Here is a 22,385-nt window from a genome sequence, read left to right on the forward strand (position 1 = left end):
CCGCTCACAGCGCGGGGCTCCTCCGGTTTGCTCCGGCAACATCCTGCCGGAGCGCCTCCTGCGCCAGCCCCCGGCAGCGGTCACGGTGGAGCCCCCGGAGCTGACGCTTCACCGGAGCAACCGATGAGGNGTTGACGCTCACACTCTGGATACCCAGCCCCACCAGAATCGGCACAGCCTGGGGATCGCCCCCCAGCTCTCCGCAGACACTCACCGGTATCCCCCGGATATTCGCCCCCCGGACAGTCTCAGCGAGGGCCGCAAGAACCGCCGGGTGCAGGCCGTCTCCCAGGGCCGACACCGCCGGATTCCCCCGTTCGGCAGCCATCACGTACTGGGTCAGGTCGTTTGTACCAATACTCATGAAATCCACCAGACGGGCAAACCGTTCCACGGCGAAGACCGCTGCGGGAGTCTCCACCATGATTCCCAGGGGCACCCTCCGCGGGCAGGCCAGCCCCTCGGCTCGCAGGGCCTCCCCGGCNAGGGCAATCCCCGCCTGGATCCCCCGAATCTCCTCTATCAGCGAGACCATGGGAATCATGATTTTCACAGGCCGCTCTGCCGCCAGCCGCAGGATCGCCCTCAAATGGGTCTGGAGAAGCCCCTTGTGGCGGGGTTCCAGGAGAAGACGAACCCCCCGCACCCCCAGAAANGGGTTTGCCTCCTGGGGAAGATCCAGGGCGGGAACCTCCTTGTCGCCACCGATATCGAGGAGACGAANCGTCACGGGGTGCTCCCCGAAGGGCTCGGTCATATCGCGCAGGGCAGCGAGTTGCTCTTCCTCACCGGGCAAGGGCGAAGCCCCCAGGAAGAGAAACTCCGTGCGCAGGAGCCCCACGCCCTCGGCCCCGTTTGCCGCAGCCAGGCGCGCGTCGGCCAGGGTAGCCACGTTGGCGCACACGGGAAANCCCTCACCGCAGGCNAGCACAGCCGGAACCCGGGCCTCCCGGCGAAGCGCCTCCGCCTCCTCGCGGTGCCGGCTGATCAGTTCCTGCACCTGATGGCACCGGTCCGGTGACGGAGCCACCTCTACCATCCCGCCATCACCGTCTATCACCAGGGAGACCCCCGCCAGCGATTGTTCCCACCCCGCCGGCAGGGACACAGCCGCAACCATGGGAATACCCAGCCCCCGGGCGATAATGGCAGCGTGGGAACTCGCCGATCCCCCCAGCGTGACAATCCCCGCCACCCGGTCGGCCTCGAGATTCATCGTCTGGGAGGGCAGGAGATCGTCAGCAACCAGAATGGAACGATCGGTGGGCATCCCCGGGGGAACCACCAGCGNGGGAGCCACCCGGGCAACCAGCCGAAGCGCCACATCGCGCATATCGATACCCCGCGCCTGCAGGTAGGGGTCCTCCATGGCCCCATAGGACTCAGCCACCTCCTGGGCGGCACGCCAGAACGCTTCCAGGGCAGGTATCCCCCGCAGATCGGCGATCCGCCGGGCCTCCTCCAGAAGCTCGGGATCATNCAGCAACAGAACGTGGGCCTCGGCGATCTCGGCCAGATCCTTCTGGCCACTGCGGCGCGCCCCGTGAGCCTGGTGATGCAACTCCCCCACCACCTCGCCGATCCCGCGCTCCAGCGCGGGGAAGCCCCCCTCGCGAAGCTCCTCGAGAGCGTCTCCCTCCCGGGGAAAGGCGGGAGCGGGCACAACAAGGGGGAATACCGGCCCCAGGCCCAGACCGGGCGATGCGGGAATCCCCCGAATCACCACAGGACCGGAATCATCCCCCGGGGACGCCGAATCGGCAGCGGCAGCAAGATCACCCGAAGGTTCCCGGGCCGCCGCACCCCCGCCGGGGGAAGCGTCCGGATCGCTATCACCCCCTCGGGGTTCCCCGAAGTTATCAGCCACCAGCCCTTCCAGGGCCCGAAGCGCCTGGNGGGCTTCCTCCCCGGCACAGCGGACCTCCACATCCTGCCCCCGGGTCACCTGAAGAGTGGCCACCCGGTTCAGGCTCCCGGCGTTGACCCACCCCGTGGCCCGCCCGGGATTTCTGATCTGGGCCTGAACCGCGAAGCGCCCCAGAGTCTGCACAAGCCGTGCGGCGGGTCGCGCGTGCAGGCCGTGGGCGGTCTCGATCCGGAAGGTCTCGGTGATCCAGGAGAGCTCCTGGTCCTGGTCATGCTTCCCNGGCTCCCCGGAAGGGGACTCGGAAAGGCGATCNCCTCCGGAGGAGCCTCCTCTCCCGGCGGGGTCGTTCCCGAGCTGACTCTCCTTCGGGACCAGGGCATCCATCGCCTCGGCAGCAACCGTGGCCAGATCAGCCCCCAGGCCAATCTGAACGGCCGCCGCTACNCCCCCCTCAACCAGCGGTGCCGGCACCAGCCGGACCGGCCCGGCCAGGGATCCCTCAAGAAACTCCAGAGCCGTCTCGGCACTCAGGATCGCACTCCCCAGATCCATAAGAACCAGAACCCCCTCGGGAGAATCCACGGCCTGAATCGCCTCCATAATCTCCATGGCATCGGTACCAAGCTCGCGATGGTCCTCACCCGTTCCTCCCGCGCAGGCCATCGGGATCGATCGCTCGCTTACCCCCTCAAGAAGAACCAGCACCGCCTCGGCCAGGAGACGGCTATGAGAAACGATTACAAGCCCGACCACAACATATTCCTCCTCTTGTTCTCCCTGCCCTGCCCAATCCGGGGCTCTTTCGCCCGGCGCACCGGCGCAGCGGCTCACCCGGCTTTGTTTCGCCCGGCGCACCCGCCCGCCGACTCGCCGGGAGGCACCAGTCCCGTAACCCCACGGGAGGAACACCCGGGCGCACTCCCGGGAAGACAGGGATGACCGGAAAGACAGGCACCAGCGAACAGACCGGAGGGCTCCCCCGGGGGAGCCCGACACAGGTTTTTACATTACGAAAGCGTATCGCGGGCCGCCGCAAAGAGCAGCGCCGTAGAAGTTGCTCCAGGGTCCTGATGGCCCTTGCTCCGCTCGCCCAGATAACTGGCGCGACCCTTGCGGGCCACCAGCGGAACCGTAGCGTCTCTGCCCGCCTCGGCCGCAGCCGCTGCGGCCTGAAGCATCGCAGCCACGCCCCCCCCGGAGGATCGGGCCTCTTTCAGGGCGGTTACAGCCGGGTCCCAGGCATCTATCATGGTCTTGTCACCCACCTGGGCCTTTCCCCTCTGTTGCACACCCCTGAACCCCTCGGAAAAGAGCCGTTCCAGCCCCTCTTCGTCGATCGTTTCCTGCCCCATGCACGTAACCGAGGCTTTCAGAAAAACCGTTCCGTAAAGCGGACCCGAGGCCCCGCCCACAGTCTTGATCAGGGTCATGGAGACCGCCTTCAGGGCGGCCCCGATATCGGCCGGAGGGGATTCCTCCAGCGCTTTCCGCGCCGCAGAGAAGCCCCTGGCCATATTGATGCCGTGGTCAGCGTCACCGATCGCCGAGTCCAGCTCGGTCAGATAGGCCTTGTTCTCGGTATATACCGCGTCGAGTTGCGAAATCCACGCCAGAATCTGCGAAAGGGTGATCATTTATACTCCCCACCTGAGCCCTGCGGTGTGCACAGGGTCGTCCCAGAGCTGAACCATCTGGTCATCGCACTTGAGAGCGGTGATGGAAAAGCCCTGCATCTCCAGTGAGGTGATGTAGTTTCCCACCAGACGCCGCTTGATGGTTATGCCCCGGGCCTTGGCAACCCGCTCCAGTTCAGCGTAGAGCAAGTAGAGCTCGATCAGGGGGGTGCCACCCATGCCATTAACCATGACGATCACATCGTCGCCGCTCTTGTAGGGAAGATCCGAGAAGATCGCCTCACCCATGTAATCCACCAGCTCCCGGGCGGTCTTGAGGGCGGTTCGCTCGCGGCCCGGTTCACCGTGGATTCCGATACCGAGCTCGATCTCGCCCTCCCCCAGCTCGAAGGTGGGTTTCCCTGCCGAGGGTACGGTACAGCTGGTAAGGGCCATTCCCATGGAACGTCCCTGGGCGTTCACCTTTCGCGCGAGGTCGGCCACTTCCTTGAGGCTCATGCCCCGCTCCGCTGCGGCACCCACGATCTTCTCCATGAGCACCGTGGTGCCCACACCCCGGCGACCCGCCGTGTACAGGCTGTCCTTCACCGCCACATCGTCGTCCACCACCACGGCCTCGACCTCGATCCCCTCGGCCTGACACAGATCAGCGGCGGTCTCGAAGTTCAGGACGTCACCGGTGTAGTTTTTCACAATGTGAAGAACACCCTGACCCGAGGAAACGGCCTTTGTGGCCTCCTCCATCTGATCGGGTGTGGGGGAGGTGAAGACAGCTCCGGGGCAGGCCGCGTCGAGCATACCCCGACCGACAAAGCCACCGTGCATCGGCTCGTGTCCACTGCCACCGCCGGAAATCACGCCCACCTTGTTCTTCACGGGCGCATCAGCCCGAACAATGTAGGCAGGATCGTAATTCACTTTCAGAATATCCGCGTGGGCAGCTTCCATACCCCGCAACGATTCCTGGACCACATCGTCGGGGCTATTGATCAACTTCTTCATCTCCGAACCTCCCTGGACTATGTATGAGAATGGTTCATTGTACGCCCACTTTCGGGGTGGCGCAAGTTTTCAACAAAATCTCTCAGGATACGCACACCTGTTCAGAGCAGGCTGTTCAGAGCAGGACCTCCAGACCCGGTCCATTCTGGCCCCTTCCACATCGGCGAAGGGTGTGAAATAATGAAGGAACACCCTACACGGAGGATCACTCAATTATGATCATTTTAACGCTGAACTGCGGAAGCTCCTCGGCAAAGTACCAACTGTACGACTGGAGCACCAAAAAAGGACTGGCCACAGGAATTGTCGAGCGCGTCGGCATCGAAGGCTCTGTCATCATTCACAAGGTACCCGGAAAAGAGGAACTCAAAGTCCTCCATCCCTGTCCCAGCCACGTCGAAGCGATCCAGCTCATCATGGACACCCTGGTGGACCCCGAAAAAGGGGCGATCGCCTCCATGGACGAGGTAAAGGCCGTGGGACACCGCGTGGTTCACGGGGGGGAAAAATTCAAGAAATCGGTGATCGTGGACGACGCCGTTCTTGAGGAGTTCCGCTCCATCCAGAGCCTGGCCCCCCTCCATAACCCTGCAAACATCATGGGAATCGAGGCAGCCCGTACAGTACTCCCCGGCGTTCCCCACTGCGCAATCATGGACACCGCCTGGCACCAGACCATGCCCTCCATGGCCTACACCTACGCCCTGCCCTACTCCTGGTACCGCGATCACGGCGTTCGCCGCTACGGCTTCCACGGAACCTCCTTCCTCTACACCGCCAAGCGTGCTGCGGTTCTCCTCGGGAAGGACCCCTTCGAGACAAACGTCGTCATTGCCCACATTGGCAACGGCGCCAGCGTCTGTGCCGTAAAAAACGGCGTCTCCGTGGACACCTCCATGGGTCTCACTCCCCTGGAAGGGCTGATCATGGGAACCCGCTGTGGCGATATTGACCCGGCTATCCCCTTCTACATGATGAACCGCACCGGCATGAGCCCCGCCGACATGGAGAACACCCTCAACAAGAAGAGCGGAGTCCTGGGAATCACCGAGCGCTTTGTGGACCGCCGCGATATCGAGGACGCCGCTGCCCAGGGTGACGAGCTCGCCCAGCTCTCGATCGACGCTGAAGGATACCGGATCAGAAAGTATATCGGAGCCTACGCAGCCGCCACGGGAGGAATCGACGCCGTGGTCTTTACGGCAGGCGTGGGAGAACGGGGTCCCCAGGTCAGAACGGTAGCCCTTCGCGGCCTCTCCTACATGGGAATCACCATCGACGAAGAGCGCAACGAGCTCTCCATGACCCGAAACGCCGAGACGGTGATCACCACCGACGACTCTCCGGTAAAGGCCTTCGTGATTCCCACCGACGAGGAGCTGGTCATGACCGAGGATACCTACGCCCTGGTGCAGGGAACCTACGACGTTCACACCAACTTCACCTACTCCTTCCAGAAACCGGACTACGTGAATGCCGAACGGGCCGCATCGGTCGGGAAGGACTGTGCAAAGCGCCCCGGGCTGGACAAGATCATTGTAACGCCCCCCGCCTCCAAGGCGTAGGCACCAGGGAACAAGGAGACGGGCATGGTTCTTACGGTAGACGTGGGAAACTCGAACATCGCCTTCGGGGTCCACGACGGGGCATCCTGGCTGGACCACTGGCGCCTTCGTACAGACCCCGAGAAGACAGCCGATGAGTACCACGTGCTCTTCCGCACCATGCTGACTACAGGGGGACACGAGCTGACCTCGATCGACAGGATCGTGGTCAGCTCGGTGGTTCCCGCCCTTACTCCGGCGATCACCGCCGTGGCGGAAAAACTGACCCCCCGCCCCCCTCTCGTGGTGGAAAAAACCCTCAAAACCGGCCTCGACCGGAACGCCCCCATCCCGGCAGAGCTCGGGAACGATCTCCTGGCAAACGCCGTGGCAGCTTTTCACCAGGTTCGCTCCGCAGCGATCGTCGTTGACTTCGGCACCGCCCTGACCTTCACGGCGATCTCCTCCCGGGGCGCGATCCTGGGCGTCAGCATCGCACCGGGCATCCGGAGCGCCATGNGGGCTCTCTCGGCAAACACGGCACAACTCCCCATGGTAGAGCTCAAACCNCCCCCCTCGGCCCTTCCCCGCACCACCAGCCACGCGATCCANGCGGGGGTCGTCTACGGCTATACCGGGCTGGTGAAAGAGGTGTTATCCCAGATGTCTCGCGAAATGGGTGAGGCTGAACCCCTGTTGATTGCTACAGGAGGATTCTCGGAGCAACTCGCCCCGGTGGCAGGACTTTTTCACCGGGTAGACCAGTGGCTTACCCTGGAGGGTCTCCGGATCCTGGCCGAACTGAACCCCGCCCCGAAGGGAGCGTAAGCCCGGAACTCCCGGCATCTCCGGTACCCCACGTCCTCCGCCGACAACCACCGGTGCCTGGCACCGGGGCCATCGCCAGAAGATCAGAACGCTTCTCCCCGCCGGGGGATATTGCCCCCACTTGAGGAACTTCTTGACCCCGCCCTGGGGGCCCTGGGGCCAGCCCCGTCGGAGGGGGCTTACGCGCCTGCCTGAGCCTCGGCTTTTTCCTGACGTTTTTTCTGGTTCGCCAGAGTGGCCTTGGCCATCTTGGAAATCTTCACCTTCTTGCCGTCGATCTCGTGCTCGTAGAGCAGCTTGACCCCGTCAAGACCCGTCACAGGGCATTTNCCCCGTCCGGAGTGCGGAACTTCCTGCTTAAGGGGTGTCCCCCGATGTGCCTTTGACATTGCGTCTCCTTCTGTAATCNTACATCCCGCACCCCTGGGGCGCNGGAAAAGCGTAGTAGTGTGGCGGTATCCTACCGGATGCCGCCACCTTTGTCACGCCCCGGGGCTACCGGTCGAGCAGAAATTCCACTCGCCGGTTCTTCCAGAGGTTATCCAGATCCTCGTGGGGAACCACTGGCCGGTCCCCACCCAGCGCCTGAATGCGCATGCGGTCCCGGTCGACTCCCAGAATGATCAGGGCCTTCATGACCTCCTCGGCACGGCGCCGCGAGAGAGGAAGCAACTCTTCCCGCTGTTCCCGGGCGATACTCTCGGGGGACTGGAGATACACGTGAGCCGCGTGCCCCTCCACCACGATCTGCCGGTCGGGATAGCGGTTCAGGCTCTGGGCGAGCCGCCGCAGAGTCTGGAGATTCTGCTCCAGCTTNTCCCGATCGCTCATGAAGAGATCGGGCGTATTCCCCGCAAAATGAATGCTGGCGATCCGGATGCGCAGGCGATCACCGTCGGGCATCACCAGAATATCCGTGGCGATCACCGCCTCGGCCGTCACCTCATGGCCCTCGGCATCAACCACGGTAAACCGCACCGGATAATCCATGGCAGACTGCACGAGCTCTCCCGACTCGCTCAACCCGTCCCAGGTGAGCTCCGCAGGGGGGNCCCCCCTCCCCTCAAAGCCTATNAAGGGNCGCCCCCGGGGATCGTCNATCACAACCTCCCAGCCAAGAATCTCCGTCTCGGCCTTCAGCTCCAGACCAATCGTAAGGAGGCCGTTCCTGCTTTCGCCGTCGGGGGCAAAGGGCAATGGCGTCAGGGTGATTCCCGTCTTGGGAGGCTCCGGAGCCCGTTCAACCCGCACAGGCTGGCTGTCCTCGGCCCGGGCGTGATGGCCGTTCTGCCAGACCACCTCCACCGAGGCGTAGTACTCGCCATCCTCCACAACACGCCCCCCGTTGCTCACNCCGTTCCAGAGNAACCGCTCAAAGGGACGCTGCCGGTACTCGCTCCGCACCACCCGGCCCTGGTCGTTTCGAATCTCGAAGGAGAACTCCCGGACACCCCGNGTATCCTCCAGCGCTATCCGGTACCCTNCTCCCGCCTGNTCCCCCCGCGAGAGGGGAACCAGCACGCGATTTTCTGCGGTGATCTCCACCCCNGGGGTGGAGGAATCCTTTATCGCCCTGAGAGGTCTCGAGGCGCCCCTGTTCCCGGCCCGGTCCTGCCCCTCCAGAATCAGCTCGTACCGCCCGTCGGGAGCCTCNCCAGATCCGGAAAGATCCTCTCCGCTCCAGACCAGCTCGACCTCTTTCATCTCCGAGGAGCCAACCTGGCGGGGCGTCAGACCGGTGAGAGCGAAAAACTCCTCCAGCTCCCCCTCAAGAAGAGGCGAATCATCCAGGGATANCCGGAACCGCCAGGGCACGTCCCGCTCGAACCGGAGCGTTCCTGCCAGAGACTCCTTGGTGCCGGCCCCGAAGACNAGGGGCTCTCCCTGGGGAGTTTCCCGGGGAGCCGTATTCACGCGGANCCACGCCTCGGGAGGCACCGTATCGATATAGACCTCCAGAGGTTCTGACTGAACCTCGATCGCGTTTTTCAGGACCCCCCGCAACCGCAGCGCCACCGGGCCGTCGGAAAACCGCGAGCCATCCTGACGGCGCCCGTCGAAGACCCACTCCCCGGGAGGAGCTCCGCGGCCGCTCTCGCTGCGCACCACCTGTCCCCGGGAGAGAACATCCAGGGTCCAGCGGTCAAAAAAATCGGGATCCGAAACGGTAACATCCACCACCAGGGTATCCCTCACGCCGGAATCGTTGGGAGAAAACCAGCGATTACCATCGGCCGGGGTCAGCACCAGCTCGGCCGCCTGGAGGCTCAGGGTCACCGCCTGGGGATGAGTCTCCTCGGCGACGTTGCCCGCCCGGTCCTCACCGCGCAGGACCAGCCGGTACGTCCCCTCGGGCGCCCGGGGCCGATCCTCTTCACCAGCCGCACCCCGGGTCCCGTCCCAGGTAAAGCGGGCCGGAGGCGCCACGTCCCGTTCGATCCTCCTGGGCGTCTCGTTCTCGACAGTTTTCTCAAAAACCAGCTCATCCTGATCATCCACGATCCGCACGATCCAGCGGAGTTCCCGGCTCCCCCGCAACTCGAAGGAGATATCGTCCCGCAGGCCGTCTCCGTTGGGAGCAAAGATGGTATACTCCAGGGGAGGAAACTCGCCTATTTCGGGTGGGGTATTATCCACCGTTACGTTGAAGGGAGCGCTGCTGATCACGTTCCGCCCGTCGTCGACGATCGATATCTGGTAGGTATACTCGCCATCGGGAACAAAATCCCCCTCCCGGGCATCCCCGGGGAGACGATCCTGGGGAAGACCGTACCGGCCGTCCCAGGTCAGAGTCTCGGGGATCTCCACGCGGGGCTTCTCGCCGCCAAAGAGGTTCCCGAAAAATCCCCGCCGTTCCTGCTGTCGTTCGCGCTGTTCGAAGACCAGATTTCCATCGCCATCGAACACCGAGAGCGCGTACTCAATGATGACCGTATCCTCGCTGGGAACAACCAGGCTGGAAAAGGGAAGCTGAAGAACATCCTGGAGCCCGTCCTGGTTCTCAGGGGAGATAAACTGCCTCGGTTGGGGAGGAATCTCCAGAACCGGAGGCGCCTTTTCCTGGGAGCCTCCTGCAAAGGAAACCCCCGCAACGGCCANCCCCAGGAGAAGGACAAGAACAATCCTGNCAGGGCTCGTTGCAGACTGCATTACGCTGTTACTCTTTTTCATGGACACCTTCATGGACACCTCACCGTCATTATCTGTCGGAAACAACCCGACATACCGGAACAACCGGCATGCCGGAAACAACCGGCCACCGGACAACCAACCGGCCACCGGACAACCAACCGGCCTCTCGAAGATACAACCGGCGCTGCACAGAACACCGTGTATCCAAAAACAACCGGGAAAACATACAGTTACAAGGATACCACGGCAGAGGNAGAAAATCGACTCTTCCCAGAAAAGCCATTCCTGCGCTAGGGTGAGGCGTGCGCGAAACCGAGATGTTCGAGCCCCTTCGGTGCTGGCTCGAGGGACAGGGCTACCAGGTCTCGTCCGAGGTAAAACACTGCGATCTGGTGGCCCGATCAGCCGGGGAACCCGAGGAACTCATCGTGGTAGAGATGAAAACCCGCCTCTGCCTGGACCTGCTGCTGCAGGCTGCCCGGCGAAAGGCCCTGACCGACGCGGTCTACATCGCCGTTCCCCTGAGGGGGAGCAAAAGCTCCCTGAGAAAAGGGCGNGCCCTGCAGGANCTTCTGCGGCGCCTCGAGGTGGGCCTCCTGATTGTCCGGTTCCTCCAGAAGACAACACGGATCGAGGTCATCCTCCATCCCCGNCCCTTCCAGCCCCGCACAGCCCGCCAGCGCCGCATCCAGATCATCCGGGAGATCGACGGGCGCTACGCCGAGTTCGACCAGGCGGGTCTCCCCGGTAGCGCACCCCGCCTCACGGCCTGGCGCCAGCGATCGCTCCGGGTAGCNCACCTGCTGCAGTCCCGCAGCGGGGCCGCTCCAGCGGAACTCCGGCGCNTGGGGGCACCGGCCCAAACCCAGCAGATCCTCTCCAAAAACAGTTACGGCTGGTTCGAGCGGGTGCAGCGGGGCCGCTACCGCCTCTCCCGNGCAGGAACCCTGGCCCTGACCAGCTACCAGGATATCCTGCCTGACCTGACACCGGCTGACACGCCCCCTCAGACCGTCCCCCAGGCCCCNCCCCGCCCCGGGANCGAACACCAGGNGATCCCGTGAGGAGCAANAAACTTCCCGAGCACGGCGTAANCACCACAATTCTGGCCATCTTCGCCAGTATTTTCCTTCTGGGGAGCGGCTCGGCCCTCCAGAATACCGCTGTCGTCCTGCGGGGCAGCCTCGAAGGATTCCCGGACAGCACCATCGGAATCATCAGCGCTGCCTACTACGCNGGAATGCTGGGAGGCTCCTTCCTGGCAATTCTGGTGATCAAGCACGCCGGATACGTGCGGTCCTTCGCCGCCTTCGCCTCCCTGGCCTCGGTCTCCTCCCTGGCCCACGTGCTGCTGATCAATCCCCTGGCCTGGATTCTCCTGAGAACACTCCACGGCCTGTGCCTCTCCATCATCTTTGTCGTTGTCGAGAGCTGGCTCAACGTGGCAGCGCCCCAGGCCCTGCGCGGAAGAATTCTCTCGGCCTACGGGATCGTCTATCTCTCTTCCATGGGGCTGATCCAGCCCCTGATCGGCTATTTTCCGCCCTCGGGGTTCGAGCTCTTCGGCATCACCTCGATCCTGGTATCGCTCTGCCTGCTGCCCGTCACCCTTACCACCGTCCAGGGAGAGGCCCTGATAACAGATACGAAAATTCGCCTGCTGGGAGTCCTGAAAAAATCGCCCATGGGAACAGCAGGGGTCATCACCAGCGGGCTGGTGGCGGGGGCCCACGTGAGTCTGGCGCCCCGTTACGCCCAGGGAATGGGGCTGGNCGAGGGAACGATCGGACTCTTCCTGCTCGTGTTCTCCCTGGGAACCATGGCGATGCAATGGCCCCTGGGCCTCCTCTCGGACCGGTCGGGACGCCGGGCCGCGCTCCTGGCAAGCTCCCTGGCCGGGACAGTAGCTGCCCTGGCACTGGGGATCGTTCCGGGGCCAGGCCCGCTGCTCACGGGAGCCGCCTTCCTCTTTGGAGGCTTTGCCATCCCGCTCTACTCCCTCTCCATCGCCACGGTGAACGACCAGCTCCTCCCCGAGGATATGGTGCAATCCGCCAGCGCCCTCTATGTATTCTACGGCCTGGGCTCCGTGGCGGGCCCCCTTATGGCCTCTCTGGGGATGGAGCGACTGGGAGGACCGGCTCTCTACTGGATCATTGCACTCATTCTGGCAGGTTACGCCGTCTTCGGCCTCTCCACAATTCATCGAGTGCCAGGGTTTATCATCCGGGGGTCCTCCGAGAGTTACCATACCTACCCCCGCACGTCTCCCCTGACCCTGCAATTCCTCCGGCGGCCGCCCCGTAAACGGCGAAACACCCCAGGGAGCTCCCCGGAAGCGGAAAAACCACCGAAATCACCCCGAAAAACCCGGTCCTGACCCCCGGACCGGCCCGCGGGCGTCAGCTTCGCTTCCGTGCCGACTTGGCCCGGCTGGTAAGAACCTTTACCGAAGANACCTCTTTAACAGAGAGACGGACTCCCCCGGCGCGNGTGCTCTTTACCAGATACCCCGAAATATCGAAATCTTCCTCGAGCTTCTGGATCCGGGGNTTTTTCTTGTACCGGAGCCGNACCACGCCNTCCGCCAGCGTTGTGAAGGCCAGAACCCGGGATCCCTCGGGCAGGAGGGCATAATCCTTCTCCAGAATAAACTGTTCGATCGTACACCGCTTCAGACAGGTTGCCCCCTGATCGGTGCGGTACACCAGGGTAAAGACCGTCTCGGCCAGAAGCTCCTTGTCAGCCAGCCCGGCGTAGAGGAGGCCCTCACCCACAAAGAGTTTTTCCGGAACATCCACCACACGGTAACCAGCCGAAGCATCGATCAAAAGAACCCTGTCGTAGGGAGAGACAGCGGTCACCTCGGTTCCCTCGGAGAGACCATAGCCCAGATAGCCCGTCTTCTCGTCGTACCGGAGCTGCCGATCCCGGGGAGCCGCCTCGCGGACATCCACCCGGCGGAACTCCTGAAGCGTGGTCAGCCGGGGGAAAGCCTTGCCGTGGGCCTCCAGAACACCCTCCAGAAAGGCCAGAGCACAGGCCACCAGATCCTTCAGACTCTCTCTGATCTCCTCCAGNCGTTCCCGGATCGCCTGGACCTCCTGACGGTTTCGCTCGATATCGTAGCGGGAGATGCGGCGAATCGGGATTTTCAGCAGCCGTTCGATATCCTCATCGGTAACATCCCTCACCAGCTCTGCCCGAAAGGGGAGAAATCCCTGAAAAACCGCATCGGAAACCCCCTGGTGGGAGCGTTCTTCCTCAATAGCCTTGTAGATCCGCTCCTCCACGAAGATCCTCTCCAGCGTACGCAGGTGGAGCCGCTCCAGAAGTTCCTTCTCTTCGTGACGNAGCTCCAGCTCCAGCAGCTNCACCAGCCGCCGGGCGTGATANTCGATCACCTCGGGAATGGTAAACAGGCGGGGCTTNTTCTCGTGGATCATCAGGAGATTCACCGAGATAGACTGCTCGCAATCGGTGAAAGCGTAGAGGCCGTCCACCACATCCTGGGTATACACCCCCCGGGGCAGGCGAATCTCGATCTCCACCTTCTCCGAGGTATAATCGTTAATCTGGGCGATCTTGATCTTCCCGCGCCGGGCGGCGTTCTCGATCGAGGCNATGAGCGATTCCGTGGTGGTCCCGAAGGGAATCTCCCTGATCACNACCCGCTTCTCGTCGCTCGTATCGAGGGTTGCCCGNACGAGGACCTTTCCCTGTCCCTGGGCGTAGTCCGAGACGTCCAGAAGCCCCCCCGTGGGAAAGTCGGGATAGAGCGTCACCGTCTCCCCCCGTAACGCTCCCTGAACCGCCTGAATCACCTCGACAAAGTTGTGGGGCAGGATACGCGTGGACATTCCCACGGCGATCCCCTCGGCTCCGAGCACCAGNGCCAGGGGGATTTTTGCGGGAAAAACCAGGGGCTCCCGGTTACGCCCATCGTAGCTCTCGACGTATTCCGTCAGTTCGGGGCGCCAGAGAATCTCCCTGGCGATAGGATTGATCCGGCACTCGATATACCGCGCCGCCGAGGCCCGGTCTCCCGTGAAGATGTTCCCGAAGTTCCCCTGGGTGTCGATGAAGAGCCCCTTGTTGGCCAGCACAACCAGAGCCTCGTAGATAGAGGCATCGCCGTGGGGATGGTACTTCATGCAGTGCCCCACCACGTTGGCTACTTTATGGAACTTTCCATCGTCCACTTCCAGCAGCGAATGGAGAATCCTGCGCTGTACCGGTTTCAGCCCNTCGTCCACGTGGGGGATGGCCCGGTCCTTGATCACATAACTGGCGTATTCCAGGAAATTGGTATTGAACAGGGTGTGTACGTAGGCCATCAGATAAGGTTCTCCATAATAAANGCCCGCCGTTCCGGCGTGTTCTTCCCCATAAAAAAGCTCAGGGTCTCCTGAATATCCTTGATCGTCTTCAGGTTTACCGGAACGATCCGCATATCCTCACCGATAAACTGCCCGAACTCCCGGGGAGATATCTCGCCGAGCCCCTTGAACCGGGTCACTTCACCGCCCCGGATCTCCTGTACCGCCTGGGCCCGCTCGGCCTCGGAGTAGCAGTAGCGTGTTTCCTTCTTGTTCCGCACCCGAAAGAGGGGGGTTTCGAGAATGTATATGTGCTGTGCCACCACCAGCTCCTCGAAGTACTGGAGAAAGAAGGTGAGCAGGAGATTCCTGATGTGGAACCCGTCGTGATCGGCGTCGGTGGCGATAACGATCCGCTGGTACCGGAGATTTGCCAGATCTTCCTCGATCCCCAGGGCCATCATCATGTTATANAGTTCCTCGTTCCGGTAGATCTCACCCCGNTTTCTGGCAAACATATTCTGGGGTTTGCCCCGAAGCGAGAAAATCGCCTGGGTATAAACATCGCGGGCCCCCACCATGCTTCCCGTGGCGCTGTCCCCCTCGGTAATAAAGATCGTGCTCTCCTCGCCCCGCCTGTCCCGGTCGCCCCGGTGGAACTTGCAGTCCTTCAGTTTGGGAATTTTCAGGGAGATTCGCTTTGCCGCCTCCCGGCTCTCCTTCCGGACGGTGTTGAGCTCCTTCCGAAGCTTCTCGTTCTGGGTAATCTTGGCCTCCAGCTTTTTGGCGGCCCCCTGGTTACGGAAGAGAAAATCGGCAACAGCTTCCCGAACCTGGTTCACNATCCACCCGCGGATATCGGAGTTGCCCANCTTGTTTTTGGTCTGTCCCTCGAACTGGGGATCCTTGAGCCGCACCGCTATGGCTCCGGCGATTCCCTCCCGGACATCCTCGCCGGCGTAGTTCTTTTTGAAAAACTCGTTCACTCCCTTGAGCACACCCTCACGGAAGGCGCTCTGGTGCGTACCGCCGTCGGCGGTGAACTGCCCGTTCACGAAGGAAAAATAGGTCTCGCCGTAATTGGAGGTGTGGGTAAGGGCGAACTCCAGGCGATCGTCGCGGTAATGCATCACCCCGTAGAGCTCCTCGTCGCCCACTTCGTTCACCAGCAGATCCTTCAACCCCCCGTCGGAGAAAATTTTCTGGCGGTTGTAGATAATCGTGAGCCCCGCGTTGAGATAGGCGTAGTTCCACAGCCGCTGGAGAATGAACTCCTCATTAAACTGGTACTCTCCAAAGAGCGTNCGGTCGGGCCTGAACTGGACCCAGGTTCCGTTTTTCTGGTCGCTCTTTTTGCCCTGGCGATGCTTCTTCAGGACTCCCGCTGCAAAGACCGCCTCGGCCCAGGCCCCGTCACGGAAACTCACCGCGTGGAAATGCTCGGACAGGGCGTTCACCGCTTTGGTTCCTACCCCGTTGAGCCCCACCGAGAACTGGAAGACCTCATCGTTATATTTTGCCCCCGTATTGATCTGGCTCACGGCATCCTTGAGCTTGCCCAGGGGTATGCCCCGGCCGTAGTCCCGAATGGTTACCGTCCCGTCGTCGTCCCGCTTGATCTCGATCTTGCGNCCGTGGCCCATGATAAACTCGTCGATCGCGTTGTCCACGATCTCCTTGATCAGGATGTAGATTCCATCCTCAAAATTGCTCCCGTCTCCCAGACGTCCCACGTACATGCCGCTGCGCAGGCGAATGTGGTCCAGGCTGGAGAGGGTTTTGATNGAACTCTCGTCGTACTTCGTCATCGCAGGGGAAGATATCACATTCCGGCCTGGTGGTCACCGTCCCCGATTCGCCCTCCCGCATCCGTCATAGTATTATGTAGAGTGTGATGGGTTTTTGTGTGAAAGAAGGANCCTCCCGGNAAGGACCGGGAAGGGGCAGCCCGATTTTCCTCGCCTCCGCCCCANGGCGGTTTCTCTCTCCGGGNCTGGCCCTGGCGCTGATCCTGATGATCCTCGGCATCTCTCTGGGAGGGTGTGTGACACCGGGCAGCGGTGGCGACGGGGAATCCCGACGGCAGGAGCCCCCTGAAGANGACCTTCTCCAGGACGATACCGATCCCGAGCCGCTTCTGACGATCACCTCGATCATCGTCGAACTCCACTGGACCACCCCCCGGACACAGCTCATTCTGGATCGCTCGCCCCTGCTGGAGCGGGTCTTTGCGGGAGACCCCCGGGTGGTCTCCTTCGCCGACCGGGACCCCCGCAGATCGACGCGTCTGGTTTTCCGCTTCCATGTAAATACCACGGCGGCCCCGCCCTTTGTGGCCGAGCCCGACCGCTATATCAACCCCCAGCTCTACGAGTAGCACCACCCCGTACTCCCTCAATCTGAGGCGTGCCCCGAATCTCCCGGCAGCAGAGAGCCTTCCCCTCTCCGATCCCTTTTCCGATTCCCTCTCCGACAGAGCTTGAAAATGTTGAGAAAAATGCACTACCTTTAGAGTGTGGAAAAGGCAATAGATTCCCTTACATTTGAAACAGTCGATGGCCCCCTGAGGGACCACGAGGTGACGGTCTTCTCGCTCTCCACCTGCGCGTTCTGCCGCAGGGCGATCGATTTTCTCACCGCTGCGGGGGTGCAGTTCAGTTACATTCACCTGGACCTGATCGATCAGGCCACAAAGCGCCAGGTAAAACGGGAACTCTCGGACCGCTTCGACAACGTGGTGGTTTTCCCCATTCTGGTAGTGGACCACCAGCGGGCCTTCTCCGGCTTNACCGAATCTGTCTGGACCAGAGCCCTGGATCTGTAACCTCCGGCGGGCACCATCAGGCACCGGCGCAGCAATACAGCGAGGGTGCCCGCAGGGCAAGGAGAAAACCCGTGAAAAAGCGAAGTCTTGAGGAGACCCGACGTTTTATCGAGCAGGCCGCCCGCCACTACGGGTGGGTTCCCGTGCAGGATCAGGAGTTCCGCGACCAGATCGCCCGGGGGCTCACAGAAAACGTAAACCGCTACGGCTACTACCTCTGCCCCTGCCGGGACGGCGAGGGGCTTCGCCAGGAGGACCGGGACATCATTTGCCCCTGCCGGTACGCAGCCCCGGACATAGACGACCACGGACAGTGCTTTTGCGGGCTCTTTCTCTCTCCCGGGAAGGCCCGCGAGGGTTCTCCCGTCTCCCAGATCCCCGAGAGGCGCCCCCAAAACTATTGACCCGAGGCGCCGGAACCGCTCGGCTGGGTCAGGCCTCTCCCTGTGCGGGAGCCCCCTGACTCACCGAAAGCTCCCGAGTCTCCTGAAGCTCCTGGATTTCCTGGAGCAGATCCCTCGCGGCGACGTTGTCGGGCTCCAGTTTCAGGGCACATTCGCAGTCGGCCAGCGCCGTCTCGCCCTCCCCCAGCTCGCGGTAGAGCTCTGCCCGGGCTATCCGCGAATCTACGTGGTAGGGATCGTATTCCAGACACCGCGAGAAATCCGCCAGGGCTTGTTCCAGCTTGCCCTGGGCCCGGTAGACCACACCCCGGTAGTGATAGGCCTTGGTTGTCTTGGGAGATATCCTGATGGTAGCCGTGAAATCCTCCACAGCCCCGATGGTATCCTGGACCGCAAAGCGGGCCATCCCCCGATGGGTATAGATGATAGCGCTCACGTAGGGCTCGGGCTGGTAGGCNAGGATGTCGGTATAGACCCGGATAGCCGAGGTATAATCCTTCTGACTGTGGAAATGGAGCGCCCTGATCAGCATGGTATCGATGGTATCGCTTCCGGTATGGATCGGATCCTCGCCCTCGGAGCCATTCCCCGAAGCGCTCTTGCTGCCCGAAAGCTCTCCCAGCTGGGACCAGAAGGTGGCCCGTCGACGCATCAGCTTCCGGCTCATGCTACGCTGATAATCACGGATCTCCTGAAATATGATGTCCGACAGGGTCAGGTTTGCGTTAAGGGCGGCCAGTTTTCGCCGCAACTTTGTGTCCAGGGGGGTCAGTTCTGCCTTGTACACGAGCTCGTGCTCCACCTCGGCCCAGGCATCCTGGAGGATCGTCCGGAGCTGGACCTCGCAGATCCAGCTCCGGTCCAGATGAAAGCTGTCGCGAATATCCCGGGGCAACTCGATCAGGAGATGCACCGAGCTGTAGCCGAACTCGGTCTCGCCCAGATGCGCTCCCTTGCGCTCCACCTCGGTGATCTCGAAGGCGGCGCGCAAGGCCTCCTCCACCACGGTGAGTTCCTCCACAAAGGGACAGACCACACGGATCCCCAGGAGGTCGGTAATCAGCACGTCCTCGCCGGGACCGCTCTCGCGGGAACGGCGCAGGAGTTTTTCATAAAAGCTGTCGAAGGACTTGATACGGTACTTGAGGGTGGGGCTACTGATCTCCGCTGAGGCCAGGGCAACCTTAATCCGCCGCTGCATCTCGTGCAGCGCCTTTTCCAGAGCACAGGACTGATGTTCGTATTGATACTGAAGCTCCCGACGGGACGGGAGGGGCAATGTTAAGCAGTACATTGCTCCATTATAACACGCAGAGTACAATTATAACGAGGAGGAGAGAAAAAAGATGAAGAAATTTGACAATCTACTCCCGGAAATCATATTTCTTCTGATCCTCGTTGCCTTTTCCCTGGCCTTTTTCCGCCTCATGACCCCCTTTCTTCTCAGTGCGTTCCTGGCGGTGGTCCTGGCAAATCTCTTCTGGCCCGTCTTTACCAGAATCTCCCGGCGCCTGGGCAAACCCCGTCTTGCGGCGTCGATAACCACAATAATCATTATTCTGATCGTTATTATTCCCGCAGGAATCATCACGGCCCTGGTAGCAGCCGAGGTTATTGAACTGGTGGGAATCTTTCGCCGCCAGTGGGGGGAGACCCCCGTAACAGAACTCCTGAGCACCCTTCAGGAACACCTGGCCGCGCTCCCCCTCATCCGGTCCGTTCTGGCCTACCTTCCCGAGGATGAGGTCACCCGGGCCTTTGAGGAGACCTTCCGGGCCTCGGGGGACCATCTCCTGCGCATGGCCCGCCGCTATCTGGGCAGCGTCTCCACGGGGCTTTTCAAGTTCCTGATCACCATTCTGCTGACCTTCTTTTTCATCCTCGACGGGCCGCGCATCGTCCAGCGCATCAAGGAGTTCCTCCCGCTGAGCGATCACAATATCGACCAGATCACAAGCGAGATGGTAAATACCATCAGTGCCACNCTGACGAGCACCGTCTTTCTGGGAATCCTCGAGGGTGCCATGACGACTATTCTCTTTCTTTCCCTGGGNCTGCCGAGCCCCTTCCTCTGGGGGGTGGTCACCATGGTGCTCTCCATGATTCCCCTGGTGGGAACAAACCTGATCTTGCTNCCGGCAGGGATCATCTCGCTCCTCCTGGGGAGNCCTGTGGCGGGGATCATCATCATCTGCGTCGGCGCCGGGACGGTGGGGATCAATCAGAACATAATACGACCAAAGCTTGTGGGAAACCGCACGGGNCTACACCCCGCCCTGGCGCTCCTCTCGACNATAGGCGGGCTGGCCCACCTGGGGCTCATCGGNTTTCTGGTGGGGCCCGTGACGGCGTCGCTCTTTATTGTCACCTGGAGGCAGTTCGGGAAGCGCTACGAACGCATTCTGGCGGAGAAAAACACCCCCCTCTTCTAGCGCCCCCCTTCCAGCACACCCGGAAGCACCGGGCCCTCCGTCGNTGCCGGACGGCCCCGGTTCACCCCCNGGCGCGTGGGCACTCGGGCCTAGAACCCAGCCATACCCCGCAGATGACTCTCCACCTCGACCAGGGCGTGCTGGTACTGTTCCTGAAGCCGCCCCAGGTGGTCCTGAAGGAGTTTTGCAAACTCCGGATCCTGCGATGCTTCGAGCTTTACAGGGCGACCGTACTGCTGGGAGAGCTGCTGCTCCCGCTGCTTCCGGCGCGGTTCATACTGCTCCGTGAGCCCCTCGATCAACCGGTCCCGATCCTGGAGGTACCGGNAAAAGAAATCCCTCACCTGCTGCAGGATGGCATCAACCATAGCCCGATCCCGGGAGAGTTCCTTCATGACCACCGCAAGCTCTTCCAGCCGGGCCAGGTCTGCCTCCTCCTGAGGAAGAACCAGATTGCTTCGCACCGCCTCAAAGAGCCCTTCCTTCACCCAGCCCGTTCTGTCCCTGGGAACCGCCTTCAGGGCCTTTTTGAGCTGGAAATCGGGATCCCTGCGGAGGGTCGCCAACATTTTGCGCCCTTCGTTCTTCGCCTCGTGTTTTCGGACCGCCTCGGGATCCCCCTGGATGTCCCGGGTTTTCTCCAGGGCGATCTCCAGTGCTGATTTTATCTCTGCCATGGGAGAAGTATACTGAAAAAGGGGCTCTCGCAAAAGCAGAACCGCCCGTTCCACCATCGCGCTAAACGAATTTGTGGAGCAGTTACAGAGCTTTCGCTCAACCGAACATCCGCAACCGATACAGAAAAGGCCCGCCCGGTAAAAGATCAAGCGAGCCTCCGTTCTGCGTCTTTTTTTCCCGTCTCTTACCGATACCAGGTTAATGCTTTATCCCGTAATAGCTATCCCAGTATCCACCACTCTCATGATCTCTAAACATTTGTCCGAAGAATGCGGTTCCAGAAATGAAGATAAAACGAAATTTTCGATTTTCTTCCTCATTTTCTCCTGTGTACATTCCAGGAAAAGGTTGCTCAGTAAGAGTGAAACTGCCAGTAACCATTTCATCATCATCAGGGTCATTATATATAACATAGTTTTGATAATTGACATGAGTTCCATCAATCACAACTTTACCTATCCCCATACCTGCCTCATATGTCACATCACCAATTTCTACATCATGTTTTGGGAGACCAAATAAAGTATATGCTCCATCTACCTCCGATAGAGCTAGATCGGTCGCCGGTACAGCTCCACCTACCTGAAAACCCTCGTCAACGCCCCTGTCTAAAATCCACGCACCGCCTGGTAAAAAGCTTAGTGCATAATGCTCAGCACCGTCTCCGTCAAGACCAAAGTAGCCGTCAGAACCCACAGTAATATTTCCCATAGATTCTTCAGATGGTAGATCCCCGTCTATAGCGTCTATACGCGTACCTGTAACAGCCCCATGAGCATCTACAGTTATTCTTCCCCAGCCATGATCGTCCGTAGCATTTTTTACCATGTCCACGAAGTGATAGCTTCCCGCCACATCAGCAATCGACAGGTCTCTGTAAGCCGGCAATACGGCCGCTTGAGGTTTTGGTTCCTCGCCAACAGGCAAATACGCGATAACCAGCTGGCCAGGAACTTCAACAAACATGTAGCGGTAATCATCGATTGAGTCGTCGCCCAGCTCCGTGATTTTTTTCAAGATGACCCCCTCTAACCCAAATGGATCTTCCACAATAGCGTATGTACCGGTAGCGTTTTGATTAGGGAAGTCATAGTTGCTAAACGTGAACGTTCTATCAGCTCGGACCTCCAGGCTAACCCTGTCTCCGGGGTTAGCACTCCCCCGGTAAAGGGTTTCAGTAGGGCTACTACTACTGCTACTGCTGCCACCCATAAGATCAGGACACCCCAAGGTCAGTAATGGCAAAACAGCTACTGCGACCACAGTCAAAAACCGATTTCCCTTTTTCATACTTTCCTCCCTGGATAACTAAATTCTAGAATAACGTGTATCGCAATGCAAGGACGAAACGGGATATTGCCAATAAACGTATGCACATCTTTTGAGGCAGGAAGATTCCTCGGCGCGGACTATCTGCTGAATCGAGGGGTCTCACTGTCGAGGTATCACACCCACGACAGGATTACTCCCGATATCAACGATACCGAGCCCGCGATGCCGATCCTGCGGCAAATCCCCGTATTACTGGCCGAAAAAACTGGGTGATGAGAGTGGTCCTTCCGGAGCGGGGAAGAGTCCTGATCCCGGCACTATCGCAGGTCACGATCTTTCTGTGCGGTGGCTATGTGTGGTGACGATGTGCAGTAACGATGTAAAATTATCTTTCTCGCAAAAGCAGAACCGCCCGTTCCACCGTCTACCCTGATGTGAAAGCAAAAGAA

Annotated in this window: 17 protein-coding genes; 7 read left to right on the forward strand and 10 right to left on the reverse strand. The window is 60.8% G+C overall.

What is annotated here, in order from left to right:
- Positions 1-4 precede the first annotated feature (4 nt).
- From ptsP to dhaK, 3 genes are read right to left on the reverse strand one after another with little or no spacing between them, the layout of a single operon-like run.
- A complete protein-coding gene (gene ptsP / locus B071_RS0109440; RefSeq protein ID WP_083914782.1) occupies positions 5-2,863 on the reverse strand; it encodes a phosphoenolpyruvate--protein phosphotransferase in 2,859 nt (952 codons plus the stop codon).
- Positions 2,864-2,874: 11 nt separating this feature from the next.
- Entirely contained in the window at positions 2,875-3,501 is a 627-nt protein-coding gene (gene dhaL / locus B071_RS0109445; protein WP_018526857.1) for a dihydroxyacetone kinase subunit DhaL, read from the reverse strand.
- Positions 3,502-4,503, reverse strand: coding sequence for a dihydroxyacetone kinase subunit DhaK (gene dhaK / locus B071_RS0109450; protein ID WP_018526858.1), 1,002 nt, complete (start codon positions 4,501-4,503; stop codon positions 3,502-3,504).
- Between the two features lie 215 nt (positions 4,504-4,718).
- On the opposite strand from dhaK, the gene B071_RS0109455 reads away from it, so the two are divergent.
- Positions 4,719-6,068, forward strand: a complete 1,350-nt coding sequence (locus tag B071_RS0109455; RefSeq protein WP_018526859.1) for an acetate kinase — start codon at positions 4,719-4,721, stop codon at positions 6,066-6,068.
- Between the two features lie 24 nt (positions 6,069-6,092).
- Positions 6,093-6,875 (forward strand): type III pantothenate kinase, encoded by a 783-nt coding sequence (locus B071_RS0109460; protein ID WP_018526860.1) that lies wholly within the window; start codon positions 6,093-6,095, stop codon positions 6,873-6,875.
- Positions 6,876-7,054: 179 nt separating this feature from the next.
- Here B071_RS0109460 and B071_RS0109465 read toward each other — a convergent pair whose 3' ends face one another.
- Together B071_RS0109465 and B071_RS0109470 are read right to left on the reverse strand one after the other, a co-directional pair.
- Positions 7,055-7,264, reverse strand: a complete 210-nt coding sequence (locus tag B071_RS0109465; protein ID WP_026245128.1) for a hypothetical protein — start codon at positions 7,262-7,264, stop codon at positions 7,055-7,057.
- 106 nt (positions 7,265-7,370) lie between these two features.
- A complete protein-coding gene (locus B071_RS0109470; protein ID WP_094354957.1) occupies positions 7,371-10,058 on the reverse strand; it encodes an OmpA family protein in 2,688 nt (895 codons plus the stop codon).
- A gap of 386 nt (positions 10,059-10,444) precedes the next feature.
- On the opposite strand from B071_RS0109470, the gene B071_RS16915 reads away from it, so the two are divergent.
- Together B071_RS16915 and B071_RS0109480 are read left to right on the forward strand one after the other, a co-directional pair.
- Complete coding sequence (locus B071_RS16915) at positions 10,445-11,071, forward strand: DUF2161 family putative PD-(D/E)XK-type phosphodiesterase (protein WP_438829678.1); 627 nt, start codon at positions 10,445-10,447, stop codon at positions 11,069-11,071.
- Positions 11,068-12,387, forward strand: coding sequence for an MFS transporter (locus B071_RS0109480; protein WP_018526864.1), 1,320 nt, complete (start codon positions 11,068-11,070; stop codon positions 12,385-12,387). The genes B071_RS16915 and B071_RS0109480 overlap by 4 nt, the downstream gene beginning before the upstream one ends.
- Positions 12,388-12,409: 22 nt before the next feature.
- Here the strand turns inward: B071_RS0109480 and B071_RS0109485 are convergent, their stop codons facing one another.
- Positions 12,410-14,344 (reverse strand): DNA topoisomerase IV subunit A, encoded by a 1,935-nt coding sequence (locus tag B071_RS0109485; RefSeq protein WP_018526865.1) that lies wholly within the window; start codon positions 14,342-14,344, stop codon positions 12,410-12,412.
- A complete protein-coding gene (locus B071_RS0109490) occupies positions 14,344-16,134 on the reverse strand; it encodes a DNA topoisomerase IV subunit B (protein ID WP_018526866.1) in 1,791 nt (596 codons plus the stop codon). Before B071_RS0109490 ends, B071_RS0109485 begins: the two co-directional genes overlap by 1 nt.
- 770 nt (positions 16,135-16,904) lie before the next feature.
- Here B071_RS0109490 and B071_RS16920 point away from each other — a divergent pair.
- Entirely contained in the window at positions 16,905-17,150 is a 246-nt protein-coding gene (locus B071_RS16920) for a glutaredoxin family protein (RefSeq protein WP_438829679.1), read from the forward strand.
- 71 nt (positions 17,151-17,221) lie between these two features.
- A complete protein-coding gene (locus tag B071_RS0109505) occupies positions 17,222-17,554 on the forward strand; it encodes a ferredoxin-thioredoxin reductase catalytic domain-containing protein (protein ID WP_018526869.1) in 333 nt (110 codons plus the stop codon).
- Positions 17,555-17,582: 28 nt separating this feature from the next.
- Here B071_RS0109505 and B071_RS16925 read toward each other — a convergent pair whose 3' ends face one another.
- The gene (locus B071_RS16925) at positions 17,583-18,848 is read right to left on the reverse strand and encodes a RelA/SpoT-related domain-containing protein (protein WP_083914784.1); all 1,266 of its coding nucleotides are present in this window, start codon (positions 18,846-18,848) and stop codon (positions 17,583-17,585) included.
- A 52-nt stretch (positions 18,849-18,900) separates the two neighbouring features.
- Here B071_RS16925 and B071_RS0109515 point away from each other — a divergent pair, with 52 nt between their 5' ends.
- Positions 18,901-19,986 (forward strand): AI-2E family transporter, encoded by a 1,086-nt coding sequence (locus B071_RS0109515; protein ID WP_018526871.1) that lies wholly within the window; start codon positions 18,901-18,903, stop codon positions 19,984-19,986.
- Positions 19,987-20,075: 89 nt separating this feature from the next.
- Here B071_RS0109515 and B071_RS20210 read toward each other — a convergent pair whose 3' ends face one another.
- Positions 20,076-20,720, reverse strand: a complete 645-nt coding sequence (locus B071_RS20210) for a DUF6657 family protein (protein WP_438829672.1) — start codon at positions 20,718-20,720, stop codon at positions 20,076-20,078.
- 142 nt (positions 20,721-20,862) lie between these two features.
- Positions 20,863-21,954, reverse strand: a complete 1,092-nt coding sequence (locus tag B071_RS19645) for a hypothetical protein (protein ID WP_157703118.1) — start codon at positions 21,952-21,954, stop codon at positions 20,863-20,865.
- Positions 21,955-22,385 lie beyond the last annotated feature (431 nt).

Source organism: Alkalispirochaeta alkalica DSM 8900, assembly GCF_000373545.1.
Taxonomy (GTDB): Bacteria; Spirochaetota; Spirochaetia; order DSM-27196; family Alkalispirochaetaceae; genus Alkalispirochaeta; species Alkalispirochaeta alkalica.

Bases quoted from the DNA above. Each gene is read 5' to 3' on its own strand.
- dhaL (WP_018526857.1), bottom strand. From the start codon at position 3,501: ATGATCACCCTTTCGCAGATTCTGGCGTGGATTTCGCAACTCGACGCG.
- dhaK (WP_018526858.1), bottom strand. From the start codon at position 4,503: ATGAAGAAGTTGATCAATAGCCCCGACGATGTGGTCCAGGAATCGTTG.
- B071_RS0109455 (WP_018526859.1), top strand. From the start codon at position 4,719: ATGATCATTTTAACGCTGAACTGCGGAAGCTCCTCGGCAAAGTACCAA.
- B071_RS19645 (WP_157703118.1), bottom strand. From the start codon at position 21,954: ATGAAAAAGGGAAATCGGTTTTTGACTGTGGTCGCAGTAGCTGTTTTG.